This window comes from Roseibium sp. MB-4 (assembly GCF_053005265.1).
In genome coordinates this window covers 1,135,894-1,158,780 of record NZ_JBRKQB010000001.1, presented here as the reverse complement: position 1 = coordinate 1,158,780, position 22,887 = coordinate 1,135,894, and the positions used below count along the sequence as shown (strand labels likewise).

Sequence of the window (22,887 nt, the reverse complement as noted above, 5' to 3'; positions counted from 1 at the left end):
AAGGGGAAGAGACGAAAGCACCGATCGATCGATCGCCTGGCTTTCGATGGGAAGAGCAATGAACAAGCAGACTCTGATCCGGACTTTGATAATCGCCGTGCCTGTCGGTGTGGCGGCATTGATCACCGGTTACTTCTATCGTGACAGTGGCGAGATGCCGGTGGAGCAGGAGCGCGCAGATAGCCAGGTTCCTGGAACCACAAACGAGTCCTCCAAAGGCGATCAACAGGCAAGTGCTGCTCCGGACCAGCAGGCCGTCACGCCTGAACCCGCAGTTCAGCCAGAAGAAAACCCGGCCGCCACACCTGACGAACCCGAGGCGTCTGAAACTGCGGCAGTGTCAGACAAGCCGAGCTTCGACGTGGTGGGTGTGGAACCAACCGGCGAGACGGTTGTCGCGGGTCGGTCGGAAGCCGGAGCCATTGTGGCGCTGACAGCAAACGGTCAGGTGGTTGGCAAAACCATTGCCAACCCGGCGGGCGAATGGACCATCATTTTGGATGAGCCGTTGAAGCCGGGCGACTATGACGTTGCTCTGGAAGTTCATGATCAGGGCGGAGAGCAGCTGTCCACGTCCGACGAACGGGTTGCCATCTCCATTCCGGAGGGTGGAAAACAACAGCCGCTCGTGGTCCTGAATTCGCCTGATGGACCGTCCAATATCTTGCAAAAGCCGGAAGCGCCGGCTGCAGTCGCTGAAGCGCCAAAGGCTGAGGAAACTGTTGTGGCCGCGGCACCGATCACTGAAGCAGCAAGAGACACACCGAGCTCCTCGAGTTCTGAGAACCTCACAGCAGAGGCTGGCGGTTCTGAGGGAGCTGCTCCGGCAGCCGCTGAAACAACTGTGTCGGCAGCTGCATCGAGCACTGACGCCGACACAGCTTCGAACGGAACTGCGACCGCAGACACACAACAACAAACTGCCGACAGCGGTTCCCAAGCGACTGAGCAGACGGCAGAGGTCGCCGGAACCAGCACAGCTTCAGAACCGGAAGCAACCACGACGCCCGCAGAGACGACAACGGCCTCTGCCTCCGACGCTCCGGATAGTTCTGGTGATGCGGCTCCAAACGACACAAACCAGAAAGTTGCCGCGGCCTCTCAGGGCGAGACGAGTGCATCTGCCGAAACCGGCACTGAGGGCGGTAACCCGCCTGTTACGGTTGAAGCAGTGGAGTCGGAAGAGAACAAGGTCTACGTCGCCGGCACCGCAGAACCTGGATCGTCTGTCCGTGTCTATGTCGGTGATGATTACCAGGGCGAGGCCACAGCAAATTCCAGCGGCCGGTGGCTCCTTGAAGGCGACAAGTCGGTCGCAGAAGGCAATGTGGAAGTCCGGGCTGACATGATTGCCGAAGACGGCAAATCAGTGGATGCGCGGGCGGCCGTGACCTTTGAAAAACAACAGGATGAACAGATCGTCCTGACAAAGGTCGTCGCGAGCGGAACTTCCGGCTCGGCAGACGGTGACGGCGCGGACGTCAAGAAGGCGCTGCCTGTTGTGATCATTCGCAAGGGGGACAATCTCTGGCGGATCTCCAGGCGCCTTTATGGGGACGGTATCCGCTACACCACAATCTACCAAGCCAACAAGGGCCAGATTCGCGATCCGGATCTGATCTATCCGGGACAGGTGTTCCTCACACCGGAAGGAGACCTGAACTGGCCCGCACCTACCTCAGATACCGGCCGGAACGGCTGATAACTATAGGTTTTTTTAGTGTTTATTGGGGCGGGCGCCGTTTTGGTGTCCGCCCGTATTCGTGTTGGACCTTGTCTTTTTGGGTATTGATCGCATATTTACGATTATTGGCGCCGCCCGAAAGGAGTTCCCCGCATGAGCGATCAGGTTTGCCCGCACACCGCAAGCGGCGAAAACGCGTCCGGTCTGTCGGGATGTGAAAACCTGGCTGCACAGTTCCGGGCGCTTGGGCATCCGGCGCGCCTTGCGATCCTGCGGCGTTTGGCCGGTGAAAAAGAAGCTTGCTGCGGCGAAATCGTCAGTGCCTTACCGCTCGCTCAATCGACCGTGTCACAGCACCTTCAGGTTCTGAAAGATGCAGGGTTTCTGACCTGCGACACCCGTGGGCGCAATTGCCATTATGTTTTGAACTGGGATCAGATTTCAAAGACGCAGGAAGCATCGGATGCATTCTGGAGGCTTTTGAATTCCGAGCACGACAACGGCGTTCTTGGCGCGGTGAACGAGTTGGCGGCAAACGAATAAGTTACCGGAACGGCCTGCAAAGGGCATCGGGAGAGAATACTTGACGCAATCACATGGGACGTCGGCCGGTTCGGCCCCGTCAAACCCTGCTCATGCACAAAAAAGCGCGCCGGCACAAAAGGCTGTTAGTGCGGATGAAGGTGATACGCTTTCAACGCTCAAAAACCTTTGGCCATATATCTGGCCGTCTTCACGGCCAGATCTGAAGAAACGGGTTTTGCTGGCAATTGCTGCACTTGTGGTAGCCAAGTTCATTACCGTTCTATCGCCCTATTTCTTCGCCTGGGCCACAGATGTCCTCGCAGGCGAAGATGTTGGCCTGCCAACCATCCTTTTGGCTCCGGTCATGCTGGTTCTGGCCTACAACGCGGCTCGGGTGATGGCAGTCGCGTTCAACCAGTTGCGCGATGCCTTGTTTGCCCGCGTCGGCCAGCACGCCGTCCGCCAGCTTGCCAAACTGACCTTTCGCCATTTGCATCAACTTTCCTTGCGGTTTCATCTGGCCCGGCGAACCGGTGGCCTGAGCCGGGTTATTGAACGTGGGGTCAAAGGGATTGAGTCGATCGTCCGCTTTACGATCCTCAACGGGATCCCGACCGTTCTGGAATTTGCGCTTATGGCCGGTGTGATCTGGTTCCAGTTCGGCTTTGCCTATGTCGTGATCGTTGCCGTGATGATTGTGGCTTACGTCTGGTTCACGATTAAGGCCTCCAACTGGCGGATCGCTATCCGCCGGGAAATGAACGACAGCGACACGGATGCCAATTCGAAGGCCATCGACAGCTTGCTGAATTTCGAAACCGTCAAATACTTCGGCAATGAGAAGATGGAAGCCGAGCGCTTCGATGTCTCGATGGCCAAGTATGAAAAGGCGGCGACAAAAACCTGGACGTCGCTTGCCTGGCTCAACTTCGGTCAGGCAGTGATCCTGGGGCTCGGAATGGCGGCCTGTATGGGGCTTTCTGCCCGCGCGGTCATGGCCGGCGAACAGAACATTGGCGATTTTGTTCTGATCAACGCACTGCTGATGCAAATCTCCATGCCGCTCAATTTCATCGGCTTTCTCTACCGCGAAATCCGTCAGGGTCTGGCCGATATCGAATCGATGTTCGATCTCCTGCTTGTGCCGGCCGAGATAAAGGACAAAGACGGAGCGGCTCCACTCAAGGCTGTTGCAGGCACGATCCGCTTTAAAAATGTCGAATTCCACTACGATGCCGATCGGCCGATTCTAAAGGGCGTGGATTTTGATGTGCCTGCCGGCAAGACGATCGCCATTGTCGGCCCGTCCGGGGCAGGCAAATCGACGATCTCAAGGCTGTTGTTCCGGTTCTATGATGTGACCGGCGGCGCCGTTGAGATCGATGGACAGGATGTTCGCGATGTCACCCAGGAAAGTGTGCGCCATGCGATTGGTATGGTCCCGCAGGACACTGTCCTCTTCAACGACACCATCGCGTACAACATCCGCTACGGGCGGCCGGACGCCTCCGATGATGAGGTGAGGGACGCGGCGCGCATGGCGCAGATCCACGACTTTATCGAAAACCTGCCGAAAGGCTACCAGTCTGAAGTTGGCGAGCGTGGGCTCAAGCTCTCCGGTGGCGAAAAGCAGAGGGTCGCAATCGCCCGGACGATCCTCAAGGCACCGCCGATCCTGATCCTGGATGAAGCAACCTCGGCTCTGGACACTCATACGGAACGCGAGATCCAGTCGGCATTGGATCAGGTGTCAAAGAACCGCACGACGCTGGTGATTGCTCACCGTTTGTCCACGGTCGTGAATGCGGACCAGATCATTGTGCTCGAAGCTGGTGAAATTGCAGAACGGGGAACACATTCGGAGCTTCTGACCAACGATGGACTGTATGCATCGATGTGGGCGCGCCAGCGCGAAGCCGATGAGGCGGAAGAGCGTTTGCGGGCAGCGCGCGAAAACGACGATCTCGGGATTATTACCCGCGGGCAACCGGCCGATTATGTGCCCGCAAAATAGTTTTGTGTCTGGGCCGCGATTGCACTCCCCGAGTGAAAGGAACTCCCGCGCTTAAGCCGCGCGGGAGGTCGGAAAATCCTTGTCATTGGCGCTTGTGAGCCAGTTCGGCATCTTGGCGGCTGTCTCCACAGTCCGGCCGAACAAAAGGCCGGACAGGGCATGTCTCAAACGGCGCAGCTCGTAGTGACGTTCAGCGCGGGCGCGGTTTTCAAATTCGTCTCCGGTGTGGAACATGGTGATCTCCTTCGTTTCGGTGGAGACGTTGTCCCATATTGCTTCCATTTGAAGAATGTGGCTTATATCGCAAGGATATTTCGAAAGTTTGGTATAATGCGTCTGGATGATTTGGAGTTCTTTATCAGGGTCGCCGAGCTTGGCAGCTTGTCAGGTGCCGGCCGGGAGATCGGATTGTCGCCATCTGCAGCAAGCGCGCGTCTGACCAATCTTGAAAAGACGTTTGGAGCGCAACTTTTTGCAAGAACAACCCGGAAGACAACACTGACTGAAGCCGGCCGCGTCCTTCTTGATCACGCGCGGTCTGCGATCAATGAGTTGCAGCAGGCACGGCAAGCGCTTGAGGCGACGCAGGATTCGCCTCAAGGCGCGTTGCGCATTTCGTGCAACACTTTCTTCGGCCGGAAACACATTCTTCCGCATCTCGTCGAATTCCGGAGCCTTTACCCGGATGTCCAAATCGAAATGGATATCTCTGACCGCATGGTCGATGTGGTTCAGGAAGGCTACGATATGGCCATCCGGGGCGCGCCTCTTGCCGACAGCTCACTTCTGGCCCGCAGGCTGGGCGGAAATCCGAGAGCGTTGTGCGCATCGCCTGATTACCTTGCCCGGAAAGGCCGGCCCAAAACCCCTGAAGACCTGAACAACCACGATTGCATCAGCATGGCGTCCGTCCCGGTTTGGTATTTCGATGGTCCGGACGGGGAGGTTGGTTTTGAATTGAAGAACCCGGTGATCAAGGGTGACAGCGGTGACCTGACATATGATGCTGCCATCCATGGCCTTGGACTGAGCCTGAAATCGTTGGCGCATGTGTGGGAGGATCTGCGGGACGGGCGTCTCGTGGCTGTGATGGAAGATTATCCGGTCGCCCGTGTTGGGGCGATTTGGGCGGTTTATCCGCCAACACGCTTTGTGCCGCCCAAGGTCAGTGTCTTCGTCGATTTTCTGATCTCCAAATACGGCAAACCAGCCTATTGGGAGAGTGATTACCGGGATGCCGGGGCATCCGGTATCGGCACTGCTCCGGCAAAAAGCGCTTGAACTGCCCCGAAAACGGTTCTCATTGAGAAAAAAAGCTTTTAGAAGCGGGGGCAGTGGCCCTGCGCATTAGGTGCGCTCGGCGACCAATGAGCAATTTGCGGTGAGATCTTCGCCGCTCGAAAATGATCCTGCCCGTTTGTGGATGCTGAAAGCAGAACTATGTCGATTGTCGATTCCGTAACGAAATCCCTGGTCCCGGTTCACCGCGAAGGCTGGCCCTTTGTGGCTATTGCGCTGGTTGCGACCCTGGTTGTCGGCTGGTTCGTGGATCCCTTGTTTTGGATCGGTCTCTTCTTCACAGGTTGGGTCTGCTATTTCTTCCGAGACCCGCAAAGGGTGACCCCGGTGGGCGACGGGCTGGTGATTTCCCCGGCAGATGGCGTCGTAAGCCATGTAGGTCCAGTGCGCCCGCCAGAAGAGCTTGAGCTGGGCGCCGAACCTTTGGTCCGGGTCTCGATCTTCATGAACGTTTTCAACTGCCATGTGAACCGGGCACCGGTTGGCGGCAAGATTGTTCGGGTCGCATACCGGGCGGGCAAGTTCCTCAATGCGGAGCTCGACAAGGCCAGTGATGACAACGAGCGCAACGGTCTGGTGATTGATCACAACGGCACGAACATTGGTGTTGTTCAGATTGCAGGCCTGGTCGCGCGCCGGATCGTCTGTTTTGTGAAGGAAGGCGAGAATCTTTCCGCTGGCGAACGCTTTGGTTTGATCCGCTTCGGCTCCCGGCTCGATGTCTATTTTCCTGCCGGAACTGTGCCGAAGGTCGCGCTTGGTCAAACCATGATTGCGGGCGAAACAGTCCTGGCAGACCTCAACCAGCCGCAGGCTCCGGCACCCACACTAACCCGGGTGAGTTAAGGCGCGATCGTGATCGAGGATACTGGCCCCACATCCATCAAGACCAAGCGGCAGCCGCGTTTTCGCAGGGTGCCGCTGCGCCTGATCGTGCCGAACATGGTGACGCTCCTGGCATTGTGTTCCGGGTTGACGGCAGTCCGCATGGCGTTTGAGGGCCGTTGGGAGTTTGCCGTTGGTGCGGTTTTAATTGCCGCTGTTCTCGATGGGCTGGATGGCCGGGTTGCCCGTCTGATGAAGGGAACGTCAAAATTCGGCGCTGAATTGGATTCACTGGCGGATTTTGTCAATTTTGGCGTCGTGCCGGCGTTGATGCTCTACATCTGGATCCTGAATGAGGCTGGATCTCTCGGCTGGATTTCCGCTCTGATTTTTGCCATTTGCGCCGCTCTGCGTCTGGCAAGGTTCAATGTGGCCTTGGACGACCCGGACAAACCAACCTGGGCTTCTAGGTTCTTTACCGGCGTGCCAGCTCCCGCCGGTGCATTGACAGTGCTTTTGCCGCTTTATTTCGACTTTCTTGGCCTGTTTCCGCACTGGTTTGCAGACAGTGCCGTGGTCGCGGCTTACACCATTGCAATTGCTTTCCTTCTGATCAGCCGGCTGCCGACGTTTTCAGGCAAAAATTTCGGTACGCGGGTGCGCCGGGATTATGTTCTGCCGCTGTTTGTCTTTGCCGTTCTGATTGTTGCGCTGACGGCCAGCTATCCATTCCGGATGCTGGCGGGCGGGTCAGTGCTCTATCTATTGAGCATTCCCTTTTCCTGGCAGCAACATCGCAAACTCGTTTTGGCCGACACGGGCCAGAGCATCGATGAAGATGGCGATGAAAGCGACACCGACCTCGACAACATCACAGACCGTGACAAGGACCACGGCAGCTAACCGCGATAAGGCACGGGCGATATGATCTTTCGGGAAAGCACTAAAGAAGATCTGCAAAGCCTGGAGCGGATCTATCCGGCTGCATTTCCGGATGAGGATCTCTTGCCGGTGGTCCGGTCTTTGTTGACTGGATCCGTCGATGTTCTTTCACTCGTTGCGGAAGACAATGGGAGAGTCGTTGGTCATATCGCATTTACGATTTGCAGTTTTGACGATGTGTCTGTCGGTCTCTTGGCCCCGCTCTGCGTGGACCCGGCTCAGCACAAACAAGGGATCGGCAGCGCGCTGGTTCGCGAGGGGTTCAAGCGTCTTCAGGAGCGCGCGATCGACAAGGTTCTGGTGCTTGGGGATCCGGCATATTATGGCCGTTTCGGCTTCGCTACAGAGCGCGCGATCCACCCGCCTCATCCGATGCCTGAAGACTGGGCGGATGCCTGGCAGTCCGTGTCGCTGGGGACAGAAGCGGATCAGTTGGAAGGCCCTCTGATCGTACCTGACGTTTGGCAGGATCCGTCCCTCTGGGGCTAGAACTCTCCGTCCGCTAAAACTGTAATCCAATAGAAAGGGGCTCGGAAATCGGGTTTCTCGGTGGAGAATTGTGCGTCAATTAGGCTCCCTCACGTCAATGAGGGACTAAAAAATGTTGCAAGATAAAACAATTCTTATCACGGGTGCCAGCAGTGGAATCGGTGCAGCGGCTGTGAAGCTGTTTGCCGAAGCGGGAGCCAATCTGGTGATCACGGCAAGGCGAGCCGATCGTCTTGAAGAGGTCAGGAAAAGTGTGGGCGCTGACGCGGATCGGGTCTTGATTGTGCCCGGCGACGTAAACGATCCGCACTGCGCGAAAGGCCTTGTTGAGGCTGCAAAGGATCATTTCGGCGGACTTGACGGTGCATTTAACAACGCAGGGATCCTGGGCGATCTTGGTCCCGTTGAGGACATGCGTCAGGAAGCGTGGAACACCGTTCTGAACACGAACCTGACAAGCTGTTTTCTTGCGGCCAAATACCAGGTGCCCGCTCTTCGGGAAAACGGCGGCGGAGCAATTGTATTCACATCCACTTTTGTCGGACACACGGTTGGCATGCCGGGGATGGCAGCGTATGCCGCGTCAAAGGCCGGACTGATTGGCTTGACACAGTGCCTGGCAGCGGAATGCGGCCCCGCCAATATTCGGGTCAATGCACTGCTTCCTGGAGGGACGAAAACGGATATGGCTGGGGATGATCCCGAGTACCATGAGATCGTCAAAGGAATGCATGCGCTGAAACGTATGGCCGAGCCGGAGGAAATCGCCAGAGCGACGATGTTTCTCTTGTCGGATGCGGGATCCTTTGTCACCGGGTCTGCCATGTTGTGTGACGGTGGCAATTCCATCACCAAAACATGATCCTGGCACCGGCCCGCACTATGCGGGCCGCTTCCGGATGAATTTCTGTTCCATGACTTCCTGACCCCACTGATCGCCAAGGTATTCTTCCGCCAGATCAAAGCCGTTCTTTTCATAAAGGGCCCGTGCAGCGTCCAACCCCTTCAGGGTCCAGAGTTGAATTTCTTCGAAGCCGAGCCGGTCGCAATGCGCCAACGCTTTGTTGAGGAGCACTTTGCCGAGCCCCTTGCCGCGCAAGCGTTCAGACAGGATGAACCAGCGCAGGTGGGCAATGTTATTGCCCAGATCTTCGCCATCGATCGTGATTGACCCGATCACGGCTCCATTTTCCAGAACGCTCCAGCTGTTGTTCATTGGACGCTCGACCCGTGGCATGAATTCCGCCATGGCTTGAGAAACAACACTTTCAAAAGCCGGTCCCATGCCGACAATCGGGCCATGTGTCCGGGCGTGCAGGGCCGAGATGTCACCGATCATGCCGGTCTGATAGCCTTCGACGACCGGATATTGTGTTCCGTCATGCGCAGCATTGGCAACGTCTCTGCCAAGGGCCTGGGCATAAGAGGTGAGGGCGTTGGCGATTGTTGCCGTGTCGACGCCCGTGATGTTGGCAAGCGCGGTGCGGGCCTGATTGTCTCCAAACCGGTTGATCGCAATCCAAGTGTCTTTGCCCTTTGGGGTGAGGTGGAGCTGGAAGGCGCGTCCATCGGTCTTGGATTGGGTTTGAACGATTTCCCCTCGCGTTTCCAAGGATTTCAAAAGACGGCTGATCGTGGACTTTTCCAATTTAAGCCGTGCCCCCAACTCCTTTGCAGTCAGGCCGGGAGTGAGGCCAATTTCTATGATTGCGTGAACCCCCGAGCCGGAAAGATCTGTTCCAGCGATCGTCTTTTCCAAAAAGCCAAACTCGCGCACCAACTTTCTGGACGCTGCGCGAATATCTTCGATGAGGTGAGGGGCTTGAGGGGTCATGGCTCTAACATCCAAAATAGTTGTATTAAGCAACTATATAGGTGGTGAGCGGTCAGACGGCAAGCTGAAAAAAGAAAAGGCCGCCGGAAACCGGCGGCCTTTCCACGAGCGGCGTCTACTGGAGGTCTACTCAGCCGCGTGCGGGAGTTCTTCCTGGTTCGGAACCTTCGGCGGCGCAGGTTTTGGCATCGACACCACTTTGGCAGCCGGGCGTTCCTTCTCCTGTTCCGGATCTGTCCACTCCACATCCTGATCAGCGTCAGTGGGGGGTGCAGCAGCCGGAACAGGCTTGCGCCGGAACCGCCGTGCGATGGACCGCGCTGAACCGACCCAGACACTTGGCAACGCAATCATCACTGGGATCATGATCAGTGTCAGGATTGTGGAGAAGGCGAGACCAGAAATCACCGCTGTCGACAACTGGACCCACCAAACGGCGGTGATGCCGCCATAGGCCGTCACCTGGTTGGCGAAGTCGAAGTTGATCTGTGTCGCCATCGGGATCAAACCGGCAATCGTGGTGATGGTTGTCAACAGGATCGGCCGGATCCGCTGCGCAGAGGTTTTCAAGATCGCTTCCAGCGGATCAAGCCCATCATCGATAAACCGGTTATAGGTATCGATCAGAACAATCGCGTTGTTCACGACAATCCCGGCAAGCGCCACGACTCCTGTCCCTGTCATGATGATCGAGAACTTCTGGCCTGTCACCATCATCCCGAGCAGCACACCGAAGACCGACAGGACCACTGTCGAGAGGGTCAGGAAGGTCTGATAGAACGAGTTGTATTGCGTCAGAAGGATTAGAAACATCAGGAAGAGCGATCCAACCATCGCCTTCATCAGGAATTCACCCGATTCCTTCTGATCCTCATCAGCGCCGCGGAACTGCAAATACACGTTGTCCGGCCAGGTTTGCGCGTCCAGCCACTTCTCCAACTCGCCAACCTGTTCATCCGGTGTGGAGCCGGAAGCAGGGTTGACGGTTGCCTTGACCATCATGGAGTAGAGGCCGTCACGGCGGACAATTTCCGAAACCTTCTGGGCCGGAGAGCGATCGACGAAGTTTGCCAGCGGCACAAGTCCGAGCGAGGTTTGAAGACGCAGTTGGTCAAACCGGTCGATCGTGCGTTCGTCTTCCGGCAAGCGGACACGAATGTCGACCTCATCTTCGCTGTCATTCGGACGGTACTTGCCGATCAAAACGCCGTTGGTCACCAGCTGAACCATGTTGCCGACCGAAGCGATATGAGCCTGGTAACGGCCAGCCTGTTCGCGGTCGATGGCGATTTGCCATTCGATGCCCGGCAGCGGACGGTCGTCTTCCTGGTCAATCAGCGCTTCGACGCCATTCAGATGATTGCGGACACGGGCAACGTTCTCAACAAGCGTATCGTAATCCGTCGACTTCAGCTCAAGCTGGATGTCCTTACCGGTCGGCGGGCCACCCTCGATCTTCCGGGTCTCCACCTTTATGCCCGGAATGGAGGACGTGCGCTCGCGGATCTCTGCAAAGATCTCCTTGGCTTCACGCCGGCAGCAGAAGTTTGCAAGTTCGAGCTGTAGCTCGCCCATGACATCGGCAGGCTTGTCCTGGACACCGCCAACAGACGGGCCACCCGAAGAGCCTCCCGGTGTAAAGGCGGTGGTGACGATGTGGGCCACACCTTTGACCTCCATCACGTCCGCTTCCACCTTGGCTACCTGCTCAAGCGCTTCCGCAGCAGACATGTTGCCTCGGCCGGAGATCAGAACCACAGCCTGATCCGGCTCTTCATCAACGAAGAATTCCACGCCGGTCGGATTGGAGACGAAGGACATCATGATGTAACCGCACACTGCAATCATTGCGACGATCGTGACGATGTTGCCGATCGGGTTCCCGGCAAGCAGCTTCAGGAAGCGGACGTAAAAGCCGGTGAAGCCCTTGACCTTCTTCACATCGAAGTGGGCCTTGCCGGAAAGAAGCTCCGCTTCCGCCCGGTCTTTTGCGGCACGAACGGCAGCCCGTTCCTGGGACCAGCGCACGAATGGACGCAAGATCTGATAGGAAACATACCCAAGTCCAACGAACGTAACCAACCCGGCCAAAACGCTGACCAGCTGAACCATGCCCTCAGGAAGGGCACCTGCCACAAGACCCGGCACCAGTGGACCGCTTACGATTGCAAATGCGCCGCCTGCCGCGATTGTCACGGCCAGCAAGGCTGCTGCGTGACGGCCGAGCCAATGCGAGACATCTGCCAGCACGCCACCGGTCACCGGCAGGAACACCATCGCCGTGACCAATGAGGCCGCCAGAACGATGATCACCATGATCGGCAGGTAGCTCATGAATTCACCGGCAACACCCGGCCACAAAAGCATGGGCAGGAAGGCCACAAGAGTTGTCGCGGTGGACGAGACAATCGGCCAGAACATGAGCTTTGCAGCACGGATATAGGCCTCACGGTCCTCCATGCCCTCATGCACCTTCCGATCGGCATACTCCGTCATCACGATGGCACCATCGACGAGCAGGCCGACGGTCAGAACGAGGCCGAACATGACCATCGTATTGACCGTGTAGCCAATGCCGCCAAGGATCAGGAAGCCCACCATGAAGGATGTCGGGATTGCGAGACCCACGAGCAGGGCAGACCGCATGCCGAGCGCTGCAAGAACCAGGATCATGACCAGGAAGATCGCGGTTAGGATCGAGGACTGCAGAGAGCCAAGAACCTCATAGATGTTGTCGGATTGATCGAGCAGGATGTCGACCTGGATCGTCTCTGGCCAGTCTTTCGAGGCTTCCTCAACAACAGCACGCACTGCGGCGTTGTTCTCGATGATGTTCGTGCCAATCCGCTTGGTGACTTCCAGCGCGATAGCCGGTTTGCCATTTACGCGGGTGTAAGAATCCGCATCCTTGAAGGTTCTGCGGATCTCTGCAACGTCAGCCAGCGTGACGACACCTTCACCGCTTTGTTTCAGCGGAAGGCTGTAAACGTCGGCAGCATTTTCAATGAGGCCAGGAACTTTGACGTTGAAGCGCCCTTTGCCGCCGTCAATGAAACCGGCGGGAACCAGCTGGTTGTTGGCGGTCAGTGTGTTCAAAAGCTCTTGCTGGGTGATCGCATAAGATTCCAGCTTCTGGGTATCGATCAGGACTTCCAGGAGCTCTTCCCGGTGCCCGGAGAGATCGGCAGAACGGACTGTGTCGACCGCCTCGATCTGGTCTTTCAAACGCCTGGCATGCTGATAGAGCGTACGTTCAGGCACATTGCCGGAGAGCGCCACGAACATGGTCGGGGCGAGGGCAAAGTTCATTTCCGTAATCGTCGGCTCTTCTGCGTCCGCGGGCAGCTCACCCTTGGCCTGATCGACCTTGTCGCGCACGTCGGCGAGGGCCTCGTCCTTGTCGAACGAAATGTCGAACTCTAAGACGATACCGGCATGGCTTTCAGAGGCAATCGCCGTGATTTCCTTGAGACCATCCAACCCGCGCAGTTCGGTTTCCATCGGCCGCACGAGCAGGCGCTCGGCGTCTTCCGGAGAAATGCCCTGCTGGGTGATCGAGATGTAGAAGATCGGGAGATCGATGTCGGGGCTGTCTTCCTTGGGGATCGACACGTAGGTCATGACCCCGGCGGCCAGCAACGCGAGCATCAGCACGAAGACCGTCTTTGGACGGCGCAAAACGCCTTCAAGCATGTTGATCATTGGCTGATCTCCGCGGTTTCAAACACCGGATCTACAAGAACGCCATCAGAGACATATTCCTGTCCGACCACAATTGCATTGACGGTCTCCGGAAGGCCGCCGACCCACATGCCGTCCTGCTCTCCGCCGAGAACGGTGACTGGATAGAACACGGTGACATTGTCTTCGCCAACGCCGCGGATACCGACCTGGCCGGTATCGTTCAGCGTCAGGATGGCTGGCGAGATCTTGTGCGCTTTCTCGACTGGCAATGGCAGGCGGCTAACGGCCGTGACGCCATCGCGGGCAACACCTTCTTCATTCGGGATTTCAACTTCGATCCGGAAGGTCCGCGTGTCGGGATTGGCAGAAGGTGAAATGTAACGCACATGACCTTCCAAGGTCTCGCCCGTTACAAGGACAACCTCAGCCGGCATGTTCAGGGAGATCTGGGCGATGTTCAATTCGCTCACATCACCGATAGCAATCATCGGATCGGAATTCACGACGGTTGCGCAAATGCTGCCCTTGTCGAGTTGGGCACCGATTTCAGCCATCGGACTTTCGATCACACCGTCAATCGGCGAGCGGATCACGGTCCGGCGCAGCTCACGCTCAGCTTCTTCCAGACGGGCCTTGGCGGCATCATACTGGGCCTGAACCGTCATCACGCGGGTTTCAGCCGTAAAGCCCTTGCTGCTCAGCTGAGTGGCGGCTTCTTTCAGCATTTCTGCTTCTGCGACTGCTGCCTTTGCTTCGAGAATTCGCGATTCCCGTGTTCCCCGATCGAGGACACACAGGATGTCTCCGGCAGCAACTCGCGCACCCTCCCGGGCGGGACGGTCGACCACATCATCTGTAATGTGTGAGCGAACAGCGACCTTTGCTTCGGCTTCCGTCCGACCACGCACTTCCAGAACGGCTTGGCGTTCTTGTGCCGTGAGAGCCACAACCTGGACCTTGAACAGCTTGTCGGTTGCTTGAGCAACACGCTGAGCAGGAGAGGGCGCAGCATTTTCACCGTCGCCCACGCCACCGATCACCACGGTGCCGCTATACATCCACGCGCCAATACCGGCTGCGAGGCCGGCTGCAAGGATGTAGGAAAACTTGATACGCATTTCGGAGGTCTCCAAATCGGGCTTACTCGGCAGCGGCCTGGGAGGGGGCAGCTGCGTCTTCGGCGATCTTAATAAGGGCTTCCCCGTGGTCTTCGAGGTAGCGCAGTGTGAAATTCATGCAGGCAATCCCGTAATCGCGGGTCCAATCGGAGCCTGCATGTGTGCATCCGTTCTCATCATCAATTCCGCTTAACAAGCGGAGCTCTTCGTGAACCTGCGCCTTACGGCGTTCAAGGGCACGGCGCAGGACATCCGGCGGAAGTTTGGCAGCATTCAAGGCAATCAAGAGGAAGGGTGACTTGAAGGTGTCCGGCGCTTGGGGTTCGCACAAGGATCGAATGAACTCGTCCCGCCCGGCCTGTGTAATTGAATAGACCTTGCGGGATGGCTTTCCTGCTTGCGGCTCTTCACGGACAGTCACCATGCCTTCCGCTTCCAGGCGCGCAAGGGCAGGGTAGATGGAGCCAAAACTGGCGTCGTCGAAATAGCTAAACCGGCCTTCTGTCGATTCTTTGCGTATTTCGTATCCGGTGGCGTCCCCACCGGACAGGATGGCTAGGCACAAACCGCGCACGCTCATTATTGGCTCCTTCAGCATCTGTCGATGCCGCCAACAGCAAATCCGCGAGTTGCTTTGCTCGCAGCATTCGCAAAACTGTCATATACCGGATCGATATATCGAACTAATATATATCAAACCGGCATTCCGCAAGGTGTACGCCTCGAAAAAGAAAGCGGATCCTTAATGGAACTTGTACGACACAGAATTACTGCGCGGATTTGACAGGTTGCGCTCATCGGGTCGGGCCCTAAGCTTTTACAAAGGCGTCGAGAGACAAAGGGCTTCTGAAATGACCGTGAAAGTAGATGCAATCGCAAAACGGTTTTTGCCAAAAGATCCGTTTTTCCGGCTCTTGGTTGTAAACAGTTTGGCGGGTGTCGGGATTTCCGGGCTGGTCGTTGGCGGCATTTTTTATTCGAACATCGGCAACCTGACAGTTCTGATTAGAGGCGATGACAGCCCTTTGGTGCCGATACTAATGCTCGTCGCTGGACTGGTCATTACACTGGTGTCGGTTGTTGTCGGCTCCGCGATCATGCTCCTTGGGGCTGATCAAACAAAAGGCGGGCCGGGTTCGAAATTGCCGGCGATGTTTGAGCCGAGACTTGAGCCGATCCCGGTAAAGGCAGATACGGCGCGAGCGCACCGCCGTGAGGTTCGATAGGCTTGAAAAATAGAGCTCCGTCTCCGATTGACCCACCTACGGATGGATCACGTTGACTGCTATTCCGATCTGCCAAAAAAAGCGCCGACAGTTTGCGGGTCAACCTGATATCGCGGGCTTGGCTGAATAAACAGCGTCATGACACATGCTGCCAATATGAGCAGCAAACCCAGTGACGAAAGCCTCATTTCGCCGCTCCTGTCGAACATGTGTATCTCCTTGAACTTCTGCCGCGTTGTAAGGGGGCACTCCGTAAAACTACGGTAATTCTTCCTGTAAAACTTTATCGATCGGCAAATTGAGGTGAAAGCTCGCCTCTAGATTGCGTCTTTGTTTGTGTTCGGGATCGCCCAGCCGTTAACCATCACGGGGAAAATACCGGCGTGCAAACAGGCAGTCATCTTGCGTTTTGTTGCACCCACAATTACCAACAATCACGTGTTAATGAGTTGTTAACCTACCGTGGGGGTTGTGGTGGGATATTTCCTGAGAAATTTTCATATCCTTGTTTTTACGTTCATTTTTATTGCTGGTGCGGTTTGGGTCGGTCTTAATCCTGATCAGACTGTGACCATGATAAAGCCAATGGTTGAGGATGCCGAAGAGCTCGCTCAGATGGCTGAAACGGTCTATGTGGCGGTTGCCAGTATCAACTTTGAGGCGTCTGTGAATGAGGCGATCGTTGTCTACACAGCAGCTCTGCGCATGCCGAGCATGGTTCTGGAGCGCGTGGACCACAACCTGAAGGACGTAGCGGAACGTATAGCAGGACTCAGCAGCCCTTCCGTCGCGCCGCTGTCCGCAGACAAGCTTACGCTTCGCGAAGTCAGTGCCAAGCTCAAAGACCTCTAACACCCATTGGGTGGGGGAGCGCCGTTCCTTCAGGAATGACGAACGATATCGTCTTCCTGAAGATAGGTTCCGGATTGCACCTCGATCATGCGGACAGGAATGCGTCCGGGATTGTGCAGAGTATGCTGCGCTCCGAGCGGGACATATGCGGACTGGTTTTCCGTCAGAAGGCTCACCTGACCATTGATGGTGATCTCCAGCGTCCCGGAGACGACGACCCAATGCTCGGCGCGATGCAAATGGCTTTGAAGGCTAAGGCGCTTTCCTGGTTTGATCATCATGGACTGAACGGCAAACCGGTCGCCTGCGTTGATCCGCTCGGTATAGCCCCATGGCCGGTAGGTCCGCGGATGCCGCTCGGTTTCGCTGCGCCCCTCCGATTCCAGCTGCTCGACCACTTTCTTGACATCCTGCGCCTTGTCCTTGTGGGCAACCAGCACACTGTCTGTGGTCGCAATCACCATGACATCTTCCAGGCCGATGACGGACACCAGCCTTTGGTCGGCATAGGCAAGGCATTCCTTGCAGTCGAGGAAACGGGCGTCGCCGATCGCCGAGTTTCCGCTGCTGTCCTTATCAAGCACACCCCAGATCGCTGACCAGGAACCGAGATCATCCCAATCGGGAGCCATCGGCGCACAGACCACATTGTCTGCCTTCTCCATAATGGCATAGTCGATTGAAATGTTTTCAAGCGCTGCAAAGCCGTCCTCATCGAGGCGGGTGAAGTCCAGATCACCATGGCGGGTGGCCATCAGCGCGGTAATCGCCTCTGACAAAGCTGGTTGGTAAGTCTTGAAGGCCTCAATCATTGTCTTCGCTGAATAGAGAAAAATCCCGGCATTCCAGACATGGGCACCATCGGCCAGAAAGGCTTTTGCCCGTTCAAGGTCCGGCTTTTCAACAAAAGCTGCCACGCCGCGAACCGGGTCGCTGCCCGGCTCCAGTTTGATATATCCGTAGCCTGTGTTGGGCTCGGTTGGCGTGATGCCGAAAGTGACGATTTTGCCCGACAGGGCAGCGTCCCGCGCGTGGTGAACTGCCGTCATGAACACATCTTCCTTGCCGATCAGGTGGTCTGACGGAAGAAGCAGGATCAGGGCATTCGGATCCTCTTCGTACGCCAGCAACGCGGCCATGAGGGCAGGTGGGGCGGTGTTCCGGCCAACCGGCTCCAGCAGGATCGTTGTGGCTGCAGTGTCGATCTCGGCAAGCTGTTCGCCCATCAGGAAGCGATGGCTGTCGCCGCCGATTACGATCGGGTTGGAAAATCCGTCGCCTGAGACTCGCTTGCAGGTCTTTTGGAACAGGCTCTCGCCGCCGAATATCGGCAAAAACTGCTTTGGGCGGTCTTTGCGGGACAGGGGCCAAAGGCGGGATCCAATACCACCAGACAAAATGCAGGGATAAATCATCGAGCCGATTCCTGATGTGAAATTCAATGCTTGTTTGTAAGCGGATAGTTTGCAGGGAAGTGTTAACAGCGCAGCACCAGCTTGCAACCGGAGACATGAGACAGTACTTACGTAATAATATAACACTCTGGGGCAAAGAATCCCCGAAAGGCGATTTGAATGAGCGAAGCAGCCGACAATCTGGTGCAGTTGACCCGGGCCGGGATCCAAAATAGCGGAAGCTGGCTTGTGCGTGGTGTCGATTTGACCGTTTCACCCGGTGAAATCGTCACCCTCATAGGTCCGAACGGTTCCGGAAAGTCGACGACGGCGAAAATGGCGTTGGGGATCCATAAGCCAACAGAAGGCTCTGCTGTTCGGCGTAACGGTCTCTCTGTTGGGTATGTTCCGCAGAAGCTGTCGATAGACTGGACGCTGCCGTTGAATGTCAAACGGTTCATGCGGCTCACCAATCCTTTGTCCGATGCTGAATGCATGGCCGCGCTTGAGCGCACCGGTGCGGCCCGATTGGTCGGCGAGGAAATGCGCACGCTGTCTGGCGGCGAGCTTCAAAGAGTGATGTTGGCGCGTGCTATCGCGCGGTCGCCGGATCTCCTTGTTTTGGATGAACCGGTACAAGGCGTCGATTATGCCGGCGAGATTGCGATTTACAGCCTGATTTCGGAGATCCGGAATACGGTCGGATGCGGCATCTTGATGATTTCACATGACCTGCATGTGGTTATGGCGGCGGCGGATCAAGTGGTGTGCTTGAATGGTCATGTATGCTGCCGCGGCACTCCGTCCGATGTCAGCAGGGACGAGAATTACCAGCAGTTGTTCGGTACCCGGGCCGGTGGTGCGTTGGCGGTCTATGAGCACCGTCATGATCATGTTCATCTCCCCGATGGCCGGGTCCGCCATTCAGACGGCACGGTCTGCGACCATTGCCCTGGAGAGCATGATCACATGCATGAGGCTCACGGGATATCCGGGGGGCAACCTTCGAACGAAACAGCCCCTCATAAACGGGTCGCGGGCGGTGTAGCCGATGCTTGATGATTTCTTCACGCGGGCGTTGATTGCAGGCATTGGCGTGGCCTTGGTCGCAGGACCATTGGGGTGTTTTGTGGTCTGGCGGCGCATGGCTTATTTTGGCGACACCCTGTCCCATGCAGCACTCCTTGGCGTGGCGCTGGCCTTGTTGCTGGATGTCAACATCACGCTATCTGTCGGGGCGGTATCCATTGTACTCGCACTGCTCCTTTTGGCACTTCGTCACGGAGACACCCTGCCGTCTGACGCGTTGTTGGGCTTGTTATCCCATTCTGCGCTCGCGATCGGCCTTGTCTGCCTGGCTTTCATGACCTGGGTTCGGGTGGATCTGCTTGGGCTTTTGTTCGGCGACATACTTTCGGTCACGCGGACGGACATCGCGATGATCTATGGCGGCGGCGCCATTGTCCTGGGCGGGCTGCTGCTGATCTGGCGGCATTTGTTTGCCGCGACCGTCAGCTCCGATCTTGCGGGCGCGGAAGGATTGCGCCCGGACCGGGCGGAATTGGTCTTCATGCTGCTGACGGCAATTGTCATTGCGATTTCGTTGAAGATCATCGGCGCACTTCTGATTACGGCGCTGCTGATTTTACCCGCAGCCGCGGCCCGCAGGTGGGCTGGATCACCGGAACAAATGGCCGTTATTGCAGCATTCGCCGGCGTGGTCGCTGTTGTTGCAGGGCTTAATGGTTCGCTTTACTACGATACGCCATCAGGACCGTCGATTGTGGTGGCTGCCATGCTTCTTTTTGTGCTCAGCCTTTTTCCGGTTCGAAGGTTGATTCAGAAACTGACCGCTGAAAACCGGGGAGGGATTTAGGACATGGCGCATGCCCATCCGGATCTGACAAAAAACCAGGCGCTGGTGTTCGGTAAACTTTCTGACGCCAGCGGCCCGCTGACAGCCTATGCCCTTCTCGACGACTTGCGTGAGAAGGGATTTCGCGCGCCGCTTCAGGTCTACCGGGCGTTGGACAAGCTGGTCGACTACGGTCTGGTGCATCGCCTTGAAAGCCTGAACGCCTTTGTTGCCTGCCGCCACAAAGGCTGTGCAGATCACAAGACCGCGGCGTTTGCGATCTGCGAGACGTGCGGCAACGTTCAGGAGTTTTCTCCGGATCGCGCGATGGAAGACTTGCTCATGTGGACGAAAGAGCAGGAGTTTAAACTGTCGCGAACGACCATCGAACTGCGCGGGCTCTGCAAGGTGTGTTCAGCGTCTCAACAAGTTTAGCCTGCCAGTACCGGCGCAATCAGCGAGACAACCACGGCAACAGTGACCGGAATGCGCAATTTCGGATACCAGCGCGGTGCAGAATGCGACTGTGTTCGCCAGAGATCATATCCGAGCCATGTCAGGAAACAGGCGGTAAGCGCCAGCGCGGTCCATATCCCGCTCAAGAACAATGCGAGCCAGCCAAAGATGGATGGCAAGACGCCAATCACCAGCCGCACTGGCGACACCGGGCGCGACTGCACAAACGTCATGGCAAATTCCCACCCCCAATAAATCCCTCCGAGAAAAGACAGGATCACGGCGGCGTAGGCGTGCTGGGCTGGCAAGATCCAGGCCTGTGCCTCTGCCGGAAGAAACACTGCCCCGAACGACAGGGCTCCGAAGGGAAGAAAACCTGCGGCTGTGAGCAGAAAAACAGTCAGCGGCACATCATCATGTGAAACGATTGGGCGGGTGGTTGCTTCGGCGCTGTTTGCCATGAAGTCTTCTCCGGAAAAGCGTACCTCTGACTTACGTGGTGAATGGATTCCCAGATCAGGGGTTTCTCGGTTTCAAGCCGTTTGAGCATTTGTTGCTTTGGCTAAGCAAAAACAATCGCAGCGACGATCTTCTGGACTCGGTTTCGGATACAGACGACGGAACCCTCGTTGTTTTTGCCCGTCTTGTTGGGGCTCGCGTCTTCGGTGTCTAATTGAATTGCGAAAACGATAAAGAAAGCACCGGAGACCCCCGCCATGTCAGACGAGCTGGGTATCGGAATCCTGGGATGCGGCAAGACCTCGCGGATCTATTTTAACCTCATCCCGAAATTCAAAGGCCTGCAATTGCGTGCGTGTGCGGACTTAAACCGCGAAGTTGCGCTGGTCCGGGCGGATGAGTTCGATATTCGCGCTGAAACAGTTCATGACCTCTTTCAGGCAGAAGACATCTCCGTGATCGTCAATCTGTCGGCACCCGATGCACATGCCATGATGAGCCGGGAAATATTGAACAACGGCAAGCATGTCTATTCGGAAAAGCCATTTGCGCGTACCTCTGCAGAAGGGGTGGCTGTCCGCCAACACGCAGAAAAGCTAGGGCTTTTTGTCGGATGCGCGCCTGACACGTTTTTGGGCGGGGCGCCGCAAGCGGCCCGGAGGGCCATTTCGGAGGGGCTGATTGGAGAGGTAACCGGCGCAACGCTTCATGCGATGAACCACGGCATGGAGGCCTGGCATCCAAATCCGGAACTCTTTTACAAATCCGGCATTGGCCCAATGGCTGATTTCGGCCCCTATTTCATTTCCAGCGTCCTCAATTTGCACGGGCCGATCGAGCAAGTGTCGGCGATGTCCAGCACGCCCAGCAAAACCCGAACAATTGGCCAGGGTCCACGCAAGGGCGAAGTCTTCGACGTTGAAACGCCGACAACAATCCACGCTGCATTGTCTGTGAAGGGCGGTCCTTTGGTTGCGTTTTCCGCAAGTTGGGACGTCCAGGCCCATGCGCATTCCGCTATGGAAATTTATGGATCCGAGGGAACGCTCTTTTTACCGGATCCGGTGTTTTTTGGCGGTGACGTTATTCGGGTATTAAAGGACGGAACACGGGAAGTCCTGAACCAGGACAACCACCCGTTTGGCCTAGCTAACTTCAAGATCCAAGGGCGCGAGCGGGCCAACTACCGGTCTGCTGGTCTGGCGGACATGGCCAATGCGGTGCGCCTCGGACAGGACTTTCGTTGTTCCATGGAGCGTGCACTCCACACTGTTGATGTTATCGAGGCCATCCAGACCGCAGCATCAACCGGCCAGCACGTACAGATCAGCGAAATGCCCACACGGCCGGAACCGCTTAGTCCGGACCAGGCCGACGCCCTGCTGCGCTGATAAAATTCGCGATAAAACAATGGCAATTCCGGTTGCAGGCCCTTGATGCCGCTCTTATTGTCCGGCTTTGAAGAGGCGCTGATGCGTCAAGTGGTGGCCAATGCCTTGAGGGAGAGCGGGCATGCTTTTGCTGATTGCCGGATTGATTCTGTTTTTGGGAATACACAGCCTGCCTATGTTCGCTGACAAACGGTCGGCATTGGAAGAAAAGTTCGGTGTTCTTGGCTACAAGGGCCTGTTTGCTGTGATCTCAGCCATAGGCTTTGTCATGATCATTTATGGGTATGGTGCTGCCCGCGCCGCAGGCCCCGCGATCATTTATGACCCGCCATTCTGGTTGCGTCACGTCACCATGCTGTTCATGGTTCCGGTCTTCATCTTCCTTGTGGCTGCCTATGTTCCGTGCCGGATCAAAAAGGCCCTGAAACACCCGATGCTGGTTGCTGTGAAACTGTGGGCGTTTTCTCACCTTCTCACCAATGGCGATCTGGCATCTGTTTTATTGTTCGGCAGCTTCCTGGTCTGGGCGGTGGCAGACCGCATCTCACTGAAGCGGCGCGGCCTTGGCGGCGGTGCGGTGATGGCAAAAGAGCCCGGCAAGTTCTCCGACATCATCGTGATTCTTATCGGTCTTGGTCTCTATGTCCTGTTTGCCTTCAAGCTGCATGTGCTTTTGATCGGGGTGCCGGTTGCATAAGGCACGCGGAAGCGTGTAAATCGCACCCGGGTCGGGACAAAAACAACGAAAAACGGGCAGTTGCCCCACTTGCGCCACGAAGGGCGGTTTAAAGCCCGGTCGGGGAATTGCCCGAGCCGGATCAAATGGATAATGTGCGCCCC

General features: G+C 56.6%; 22 protein-coding genes. 15 read left to right on the top strand and 7 right to left on the bottom strand.

Annotation, left to right across the window (positions count from 1 at the left end; all coding sequences use genetic code 11):
* The first annotated feature begins 58 nt into the window (after nt 1–58).
* The 3 genes from ACVDG4_RS05405 (at nt 59) to ACVDG4_RS05395 (ending at nt 4,223) form a co-directional block, all read left to right on the top strand.
* Nucleotides 59–1,702: a LysM peptidoglycan-binding domain-containing protein gene (locus ACVDG4_RS05405; RefSeq protein WP_447234285.1), complete on the top strand. Its 1,644-nt coding sequence runs from the start codon at nt 59–61 to the stop codon at nt 1,700–1,702.
* Nucleotides 1,703–1,837: 135 nt separating this feature from the next.
* Nucleotides 1,838–2,227, top strand: coding sequence for an ArsR/SmtB family transcription factor (locus ACVDG4_RS05400; protein ID WP_447234284.1), 390 nt, complete (start codon nt 1,838–1,840; stop codon nt 2,225–2,227).
* A gap of 40 nt (nt 2,228–2,267) precedes the next feature.
* Nucleotides 2,268–4,223, top strand: coding sequence for an ABCB family ABC transporter ATP-binding protein/permease (locus tag ACVDG4_RS05395; protein ID WP_447234283.1), 1,956 nt, complete (start codon nt 2,268–2,270; stop codon nt 4,221–4,223).
* A 51-nt stretch (nt 4,224–4,274) separates the two neighbouring features.
* Here ACVDG4_RS05395 and ACVDG4_RS05390 read toward each other — a convergent pair whose 3' ends face one another.
* Nucleotides 4,275–4,457: a hypothetical protein gene (locus tag ACVDG4_RS05390; protein ID WP_409691237.1), complete on the bottom strand. Its 183-nt coding sequence runs from the start codon at nt 4,455–4,457 to the stop codon at nt 4,275–4,277.
* A 96-nt stretch (nt 4,458–4,553) separates the two neighbouring features.
* On the opposite strand from ACVDG4_RS05390, the gene ACVDG4_RS05385 reads away from it, so the two are divergent.
* The 5 genes from ACVDG4_RS05385 (at nt 4,554) to ACVDG4_RS05365 (ending at nt 8,640) form a co-directional block, all read left to right on the top strand.
* The gene (locus tag ACVDG4_RS05385; RefSeq protein WP_447234282.1) at nt 4,554–5,504 is read left to right on the top strand and encodes a LysR family transcriptional regulator; all 951 of its coding nucleotides are present in this window, start codon (nt 4,554–4,556) and stop codon (nt 5,502–5,504) included.
* 138 nt (nt 5,505–5,642) lie between these two features.
* Nucleotides 5,643–6,368: a phosphatidylserine decarboxylase gene (locus ACVDG4_RS05380; protein WP_268873427.1), complete on the top strand. Its 726-nt coding sequence runs from the start codon at nt 5,643–5,645 to the stop codon at nt 6,366–6,368.
* 69 nt (nt 6,369–6,437) lie between these two features.
* Nucleotides 6,438–7,250 carry a CDP-diacylglycerol--serine O-phosphatidyltransferase gene (gene pssA / locus ACVDG4_RS05375; RefSeq protein ID WP_447235087.1) on the top strand — a complete coding sequence of 271 codons (813 nt, stop codon included), beginning with the start codon at nt 6,438–6,440 and terminating at the stop codon, nt 7,248–7,250.
* Between the two features lie 21 nt (nt 7,251–7,271).
* Nucleotides 7,272–7,778, top strand: coding sequence for a GNAT family N-acetyltransferase (locus ACVDG4_RS05370; RefSeq protein ID WP_447234281.1), 507 nt, complete (start codon nt 7,272–7,274; stop codon nt 7,776–7,778).
* A 112-nt stretch (nt 7,779–7,890) separates the two neighbouring features.
* Nucleotides 7,891–8,640, top strand: a complete 750-nt coding sequence (locus ACVDG4_RS05365; RefSeq protein ID WP_447234280.1) for an SDR family oxidoreductase — start codon at nt 7,891–7,893, stop codon at nt 8,638–8,640.
* An 18-nt stretch (nt 8,641–8,658) separates the two neighbouring features.
* Here the strand turns inward: ACVDG4_RS05365 and ACVDG4_RS05360 are convergent, their stop codons facing one another.
* The 4 genes from ACVDG4_RS05360 to ACVDG4_RS05345 all read right to left on the bottom strand — a co-directional run bounded on the left by ACVDG4_RS05360 (nt 8,659) and on the right by ACVDG4_RS05345 (nt 14,994).
* Nucleotides 8,659–9,612: a helix-turn-helix domain-containing GNAT family N-acetyltransferase gene (locus ACVDG4_RS05360; RefSeq protein WP_447234279.1), complete on the bottom strand. Its 954-nt coding sequence runs from the start codon at nt 9,610–9,612 to the stop codon at nt 8,659–8,661.
* 126 nt (nt 9,613–9,738) lie between these two features.
* Entirely contained in the window at nt 9,739–13,314 is a 3,576-nt protein-coding gene (locus tag ACVDG4_RS05355) for an efflux RND transporter permease subunit (protein WP_447234278.1), read from the bottom strand.
* Nucleotides 13,311–14,414, bottom strand: coding sequence for an efflux RND transporter periplasmic adaptor subunit (locus tag ACVDG4_RS05350; protein ID WP_447234277.1), 1,104 nt, complete (start codon nt 14,412–14,414; stop codon nt 13,311–13,313). The genes ACVDG4_RS05355 and ACVDG4_RS05350 overlap by 4 nt, the downstream gene beginning before the upstream one ends.
* Nucleotides 14,415–14,436: 22 nt before the next feature.
* The gene (locus tag ACVDG4_RS05345; RefSeq protein ID WP_166672746.1) at nt 14,437–14,994 is read right to left on the bottom strand and encodes a PadR family transcriptional regulator; all 558 of its coding nucleotides are present in this window, start codon (nt 14,992–14,994) and stop codon (nt 14,437–14,439) included.
* Nucleotides 14,995–15,265: 271 nt separating this feature from the next.
* On the opposite strand from ACVDG4_RS05345, the gene ACVDG4_RS05340 reads away from it, so the two are divergent.
* Complete coding sequence (locus ACVDG4_RS05340; protein ID WP_409691255.1) at nt 15,266–15,640, top strand: hypothetical protein; 375 nt, start codon at nt 15,266–15,268, stop codon at nt 15,638–15,640.
* 585 nt (nt 15,641–16,225) lie between these two features.
* Complete coding sequence (locus tag ACVDG4_RS05335; RefSeq protein ID WP_447234276.1) at nt 16,226–16,492, top strand: hypothetical protein; 267 nt, start codon at nt 16,226–16,228, stop codon at nt 16,490–16,492.
* A 29-nt stretch (nt 16,493–16,521) separates the two neighbouring features.
* Here ACVDG4_RS05335 and ACVDG4_RS05330 read toward each other — a convergent pair whose 3' ends face one another.
* The gene (locus ACVDG4_RS05330; protein WP_447234275.1) at nt 16,522–17,907 is read right to left on the bottom strand and encodes a mannose-1-phosphate guanylyltransferase/mannose-6-phosphate isomerase; all 1,386 of its coding nucleotides are present in this window, start codon (nt 17,905–17,907) and stop codon (nt 16,522–16,524) included.
* A gap of 159 nt (nt 17,908–18,066) precedes the next feature.
* Between ACVDG4_RS05330 and ACVDG4_RS05325 the strand changes: the two genes are divergently transcribed.
* The 3 genes from ACVDG4_RS05325 to ACVDG4_RS05315 are packed head-to-tail and all read left to right on the top strand — an operon-like array spanning nt 18,067 to nt 20,176.
* Nucleotides 18,067–18,945, top strand: a complete 879-nt coding sequence (locus ACVDG4_RS05325; RefSeq protein ID WP_447234274.1) for an ATP-binding cassette domain-containing protein — start codon at nt 18,067–18,069, stop codon at nt 18,943–18,945.
* Nucleotides 18,938–19,762, top strand: a complete 825-nt coding sequence (locus ACVDG4_RS05320) for a metal ABC transporter permease (protein ID WP_306146867.1) — start codon at nt 18,938–18,940, stop codon at nt 19,760–19,762. Before ACVDG4_RS05325 ends, ACVDG4_RS05320 begins: the two co-directional genes overlap by 8 nt.
* Before the next feature lie 3 nt (nt 19,763–19,765).
* Nucleotides 19,766–20,176: a Fur family transcriptional regulator gene (locus tag ACVDG4_RS05315; protein WP_447234273.1), complete on the top strand. Its 411-nt coding sequence runs from the start codon at nt 19,766–19,768 to the stop codon at nt 20,174–20,176.
* Here the strand turns inward: ACVDG4_RS05315 and ACVDG4_RS05310 are convergent.
* Nucleotides 20,173–20,658: a DUF3429 domain-containing protein gene (locus tag ACVDG4_RS05310; RefSeq protein ID WP_447234272.1), complete on the bottom strand. Its 486-nt coding sequence runs from the start codon at nt 20,656–20,658 to the stop codon at nt 20,173–20,175. The genes ACVDG4_RS05315 and ACVDG4_RS05310 overlap by 4 nt on opposite strands.
* A gap of 255 nt (nt 20,659–20,913) precedes the next feature.
* Here ACVDG4_RS05310 and ACVDG4_RS05305 point away from each other — a divergent pair, with 255 nt between their 5' ends.
* Together ACVDG4_RS05305 and ACVDG4_RS05300 are read left to right on the top strand one after the other, a co-directional pair.
* Nucleotides 20,914–22,047: a Gfo/Idh/MocA family protein gene (locus ACVDG4_RS05305; RefSeq protein ID WP_447234271.1), complete on the top strand. Its 1,134-nt coding sequence runs from the start codon at nt 20,914–20,916 to the stop codon at nt 22,045–22,047.
* Between the two features lie 121 nt (nt 22,048–22,168).
* Nucleotides 22,169–22,744, top strand: coding sequence for an NnrU family protein (locus ACVDG4_RS05300; protein ID WP_447234270.1), 576 nt, complete (start codon nt 22,169–22,171; stop codon nt 22,742–22,744).
* Nucleotides 22,745–22,887 lie beyond the last annotated feature (143 nt).

Excerpts from the sequence above, each read along its gene's own strand:
- ACVDG4_RS05320 (WP_306146867.1), top strand. The coding sequence starts at position 18,938 with ATGCTTGATGATTTCTTCACGCGGGCGTTGATTGCAGGCATTGGCGTG.
- ACVDG4_RS05355 (WP_447234278.1), bottom strand. The coding sequence starts at position 13,314 with ATGATCAACATGCTTGAAGGCGTTTTGCGCCGTCCAAAGACGGTCTTC.
- ACVDG4_RS05360 (WP_447234279.1), bottom strand. The coding sequence starts at position 9,612 with ATGACCCCTCAAGCCCCTCACCTCATCGAAGATATTCGCGCAGCGTCC.
- ACVDG4_RS05385 (WP_447234282.1), top strand. The coding sequence starts at position 4,554 with ATGCGTCTGGATGATTTGGAGTTCTTTATCAGGGTCGCCGAGCTTGGC.
- ACVDG4_RS05405 (WP_447234285.1), top strand. The coding sequence starts at position 59 with ATGAACAAGCAGACTCTGATCCGGACTTTGATAATCGCCGTGCCTGTC.
- ACVDG4_RS05330 (WP_447234275.1), bottom strand. The coding sequence starts at position 17,907 with ATGATTTATCCCTGCATTTTGTCTGGTGGTATTGGATCCCGCCTTTGG.
- ACVDG4_RS05345 (WP_166672746.1), bottom strand. The coding sequence starts at position 14,994 with ATGAGCGTGCGCGGTTTGTGCCTAGCCATCCTGTCCGGTGGGGACGCC.
- ACVDG4_RS05340 (WP_409691255.1), top strand. The coding sequence starts at position 15,266 with ATGACCGTGAAAGTAGATGCAATCGCAAAACGGTTTTTGCCAAAAGAT.
- ACVDG4_RS05300 (WP_447234270.1), top strand. The coding sequence starts at position 22,169 with ATGCTTTTGCTGATTGCCGGATTGATTCTGTTTTTGGGAATACACAGC.
- ACVDG4_RS05310 (WP_447234272.1), bottom strand. The coding sequence starts at position 20,658 with ATGGCAAACAGCGCCGAAGCAACCACCCGCCCAATCGTTTCACATGAT.
- ACVDG4_RS05325 (WP_447234274.1), top strand. The coding sequence starts at position 18,067 with ATGAGCGAAGCAGCCGACAATCTGGTGCAGTTGACCCGGGCCGGGATC.
- ACVDG4_RS05335 (WP_447234276.1), top strand. The coding sequence starts at position 16,226 with ATGGTTGAGGATGCCGAAGAGCTCGCTCAGATGGCTGAAACGGTCTAT.
- ACVDG4_RS05400 (WP_447234284.1), top strand. The coding sequence starts at position 1,838 with ATGAGCGATCAGGTTTGCCCGCACACCGCAAGCGGCGAAAACGCGTCC.
- ACVDG4_RS05350 (WP_447234277.1), bottom strand. The coding sequence starts at position 14,414 with ATGCGTATCAAGTTTTCCTACATCCTTGCAGCCGGCCTCGCAGCCGGT.
- ACVDG4_RS05315 (WP_447234273.1), top strand. The coding sequence starts at position 19,766 with ATGGCGCATGCCCATCCGGATCTGACAAAAAACCAGGCGCTGGTGTTC.
- ACVDG4_RS05370 (WP_447234281.1), top strand. The coding sequence starts at position 7,272 with ATGATCTTTCGGGAAAGCACTAAAGAAGATCTGCAAAGCCTGGAGCGG.
- ACVDG4_RS05365 (WP_447234280.1), top strand. The coding sequence starts at position 7,891 with ATGTTGCAAGATAAAACAATTCTTATCACGGGTGCCAGCAGTGGAATC.
- ACVDG4_RS05390 (WP_409691237.1), bottom strand. The coding sequence starts at position 4,457 with ATGTTCCACACCGGAGACGAATTTGAAAACCGCGCCCGCGCTGAACGT.
- ACVDG4_RS05305 (WP_447234271.1), top strand. The coding sequence starts at position 20,914 with ATGTCAGACGAGCTGGGTATCGGAATCCTGGGATGCGGCAAGACCTCG.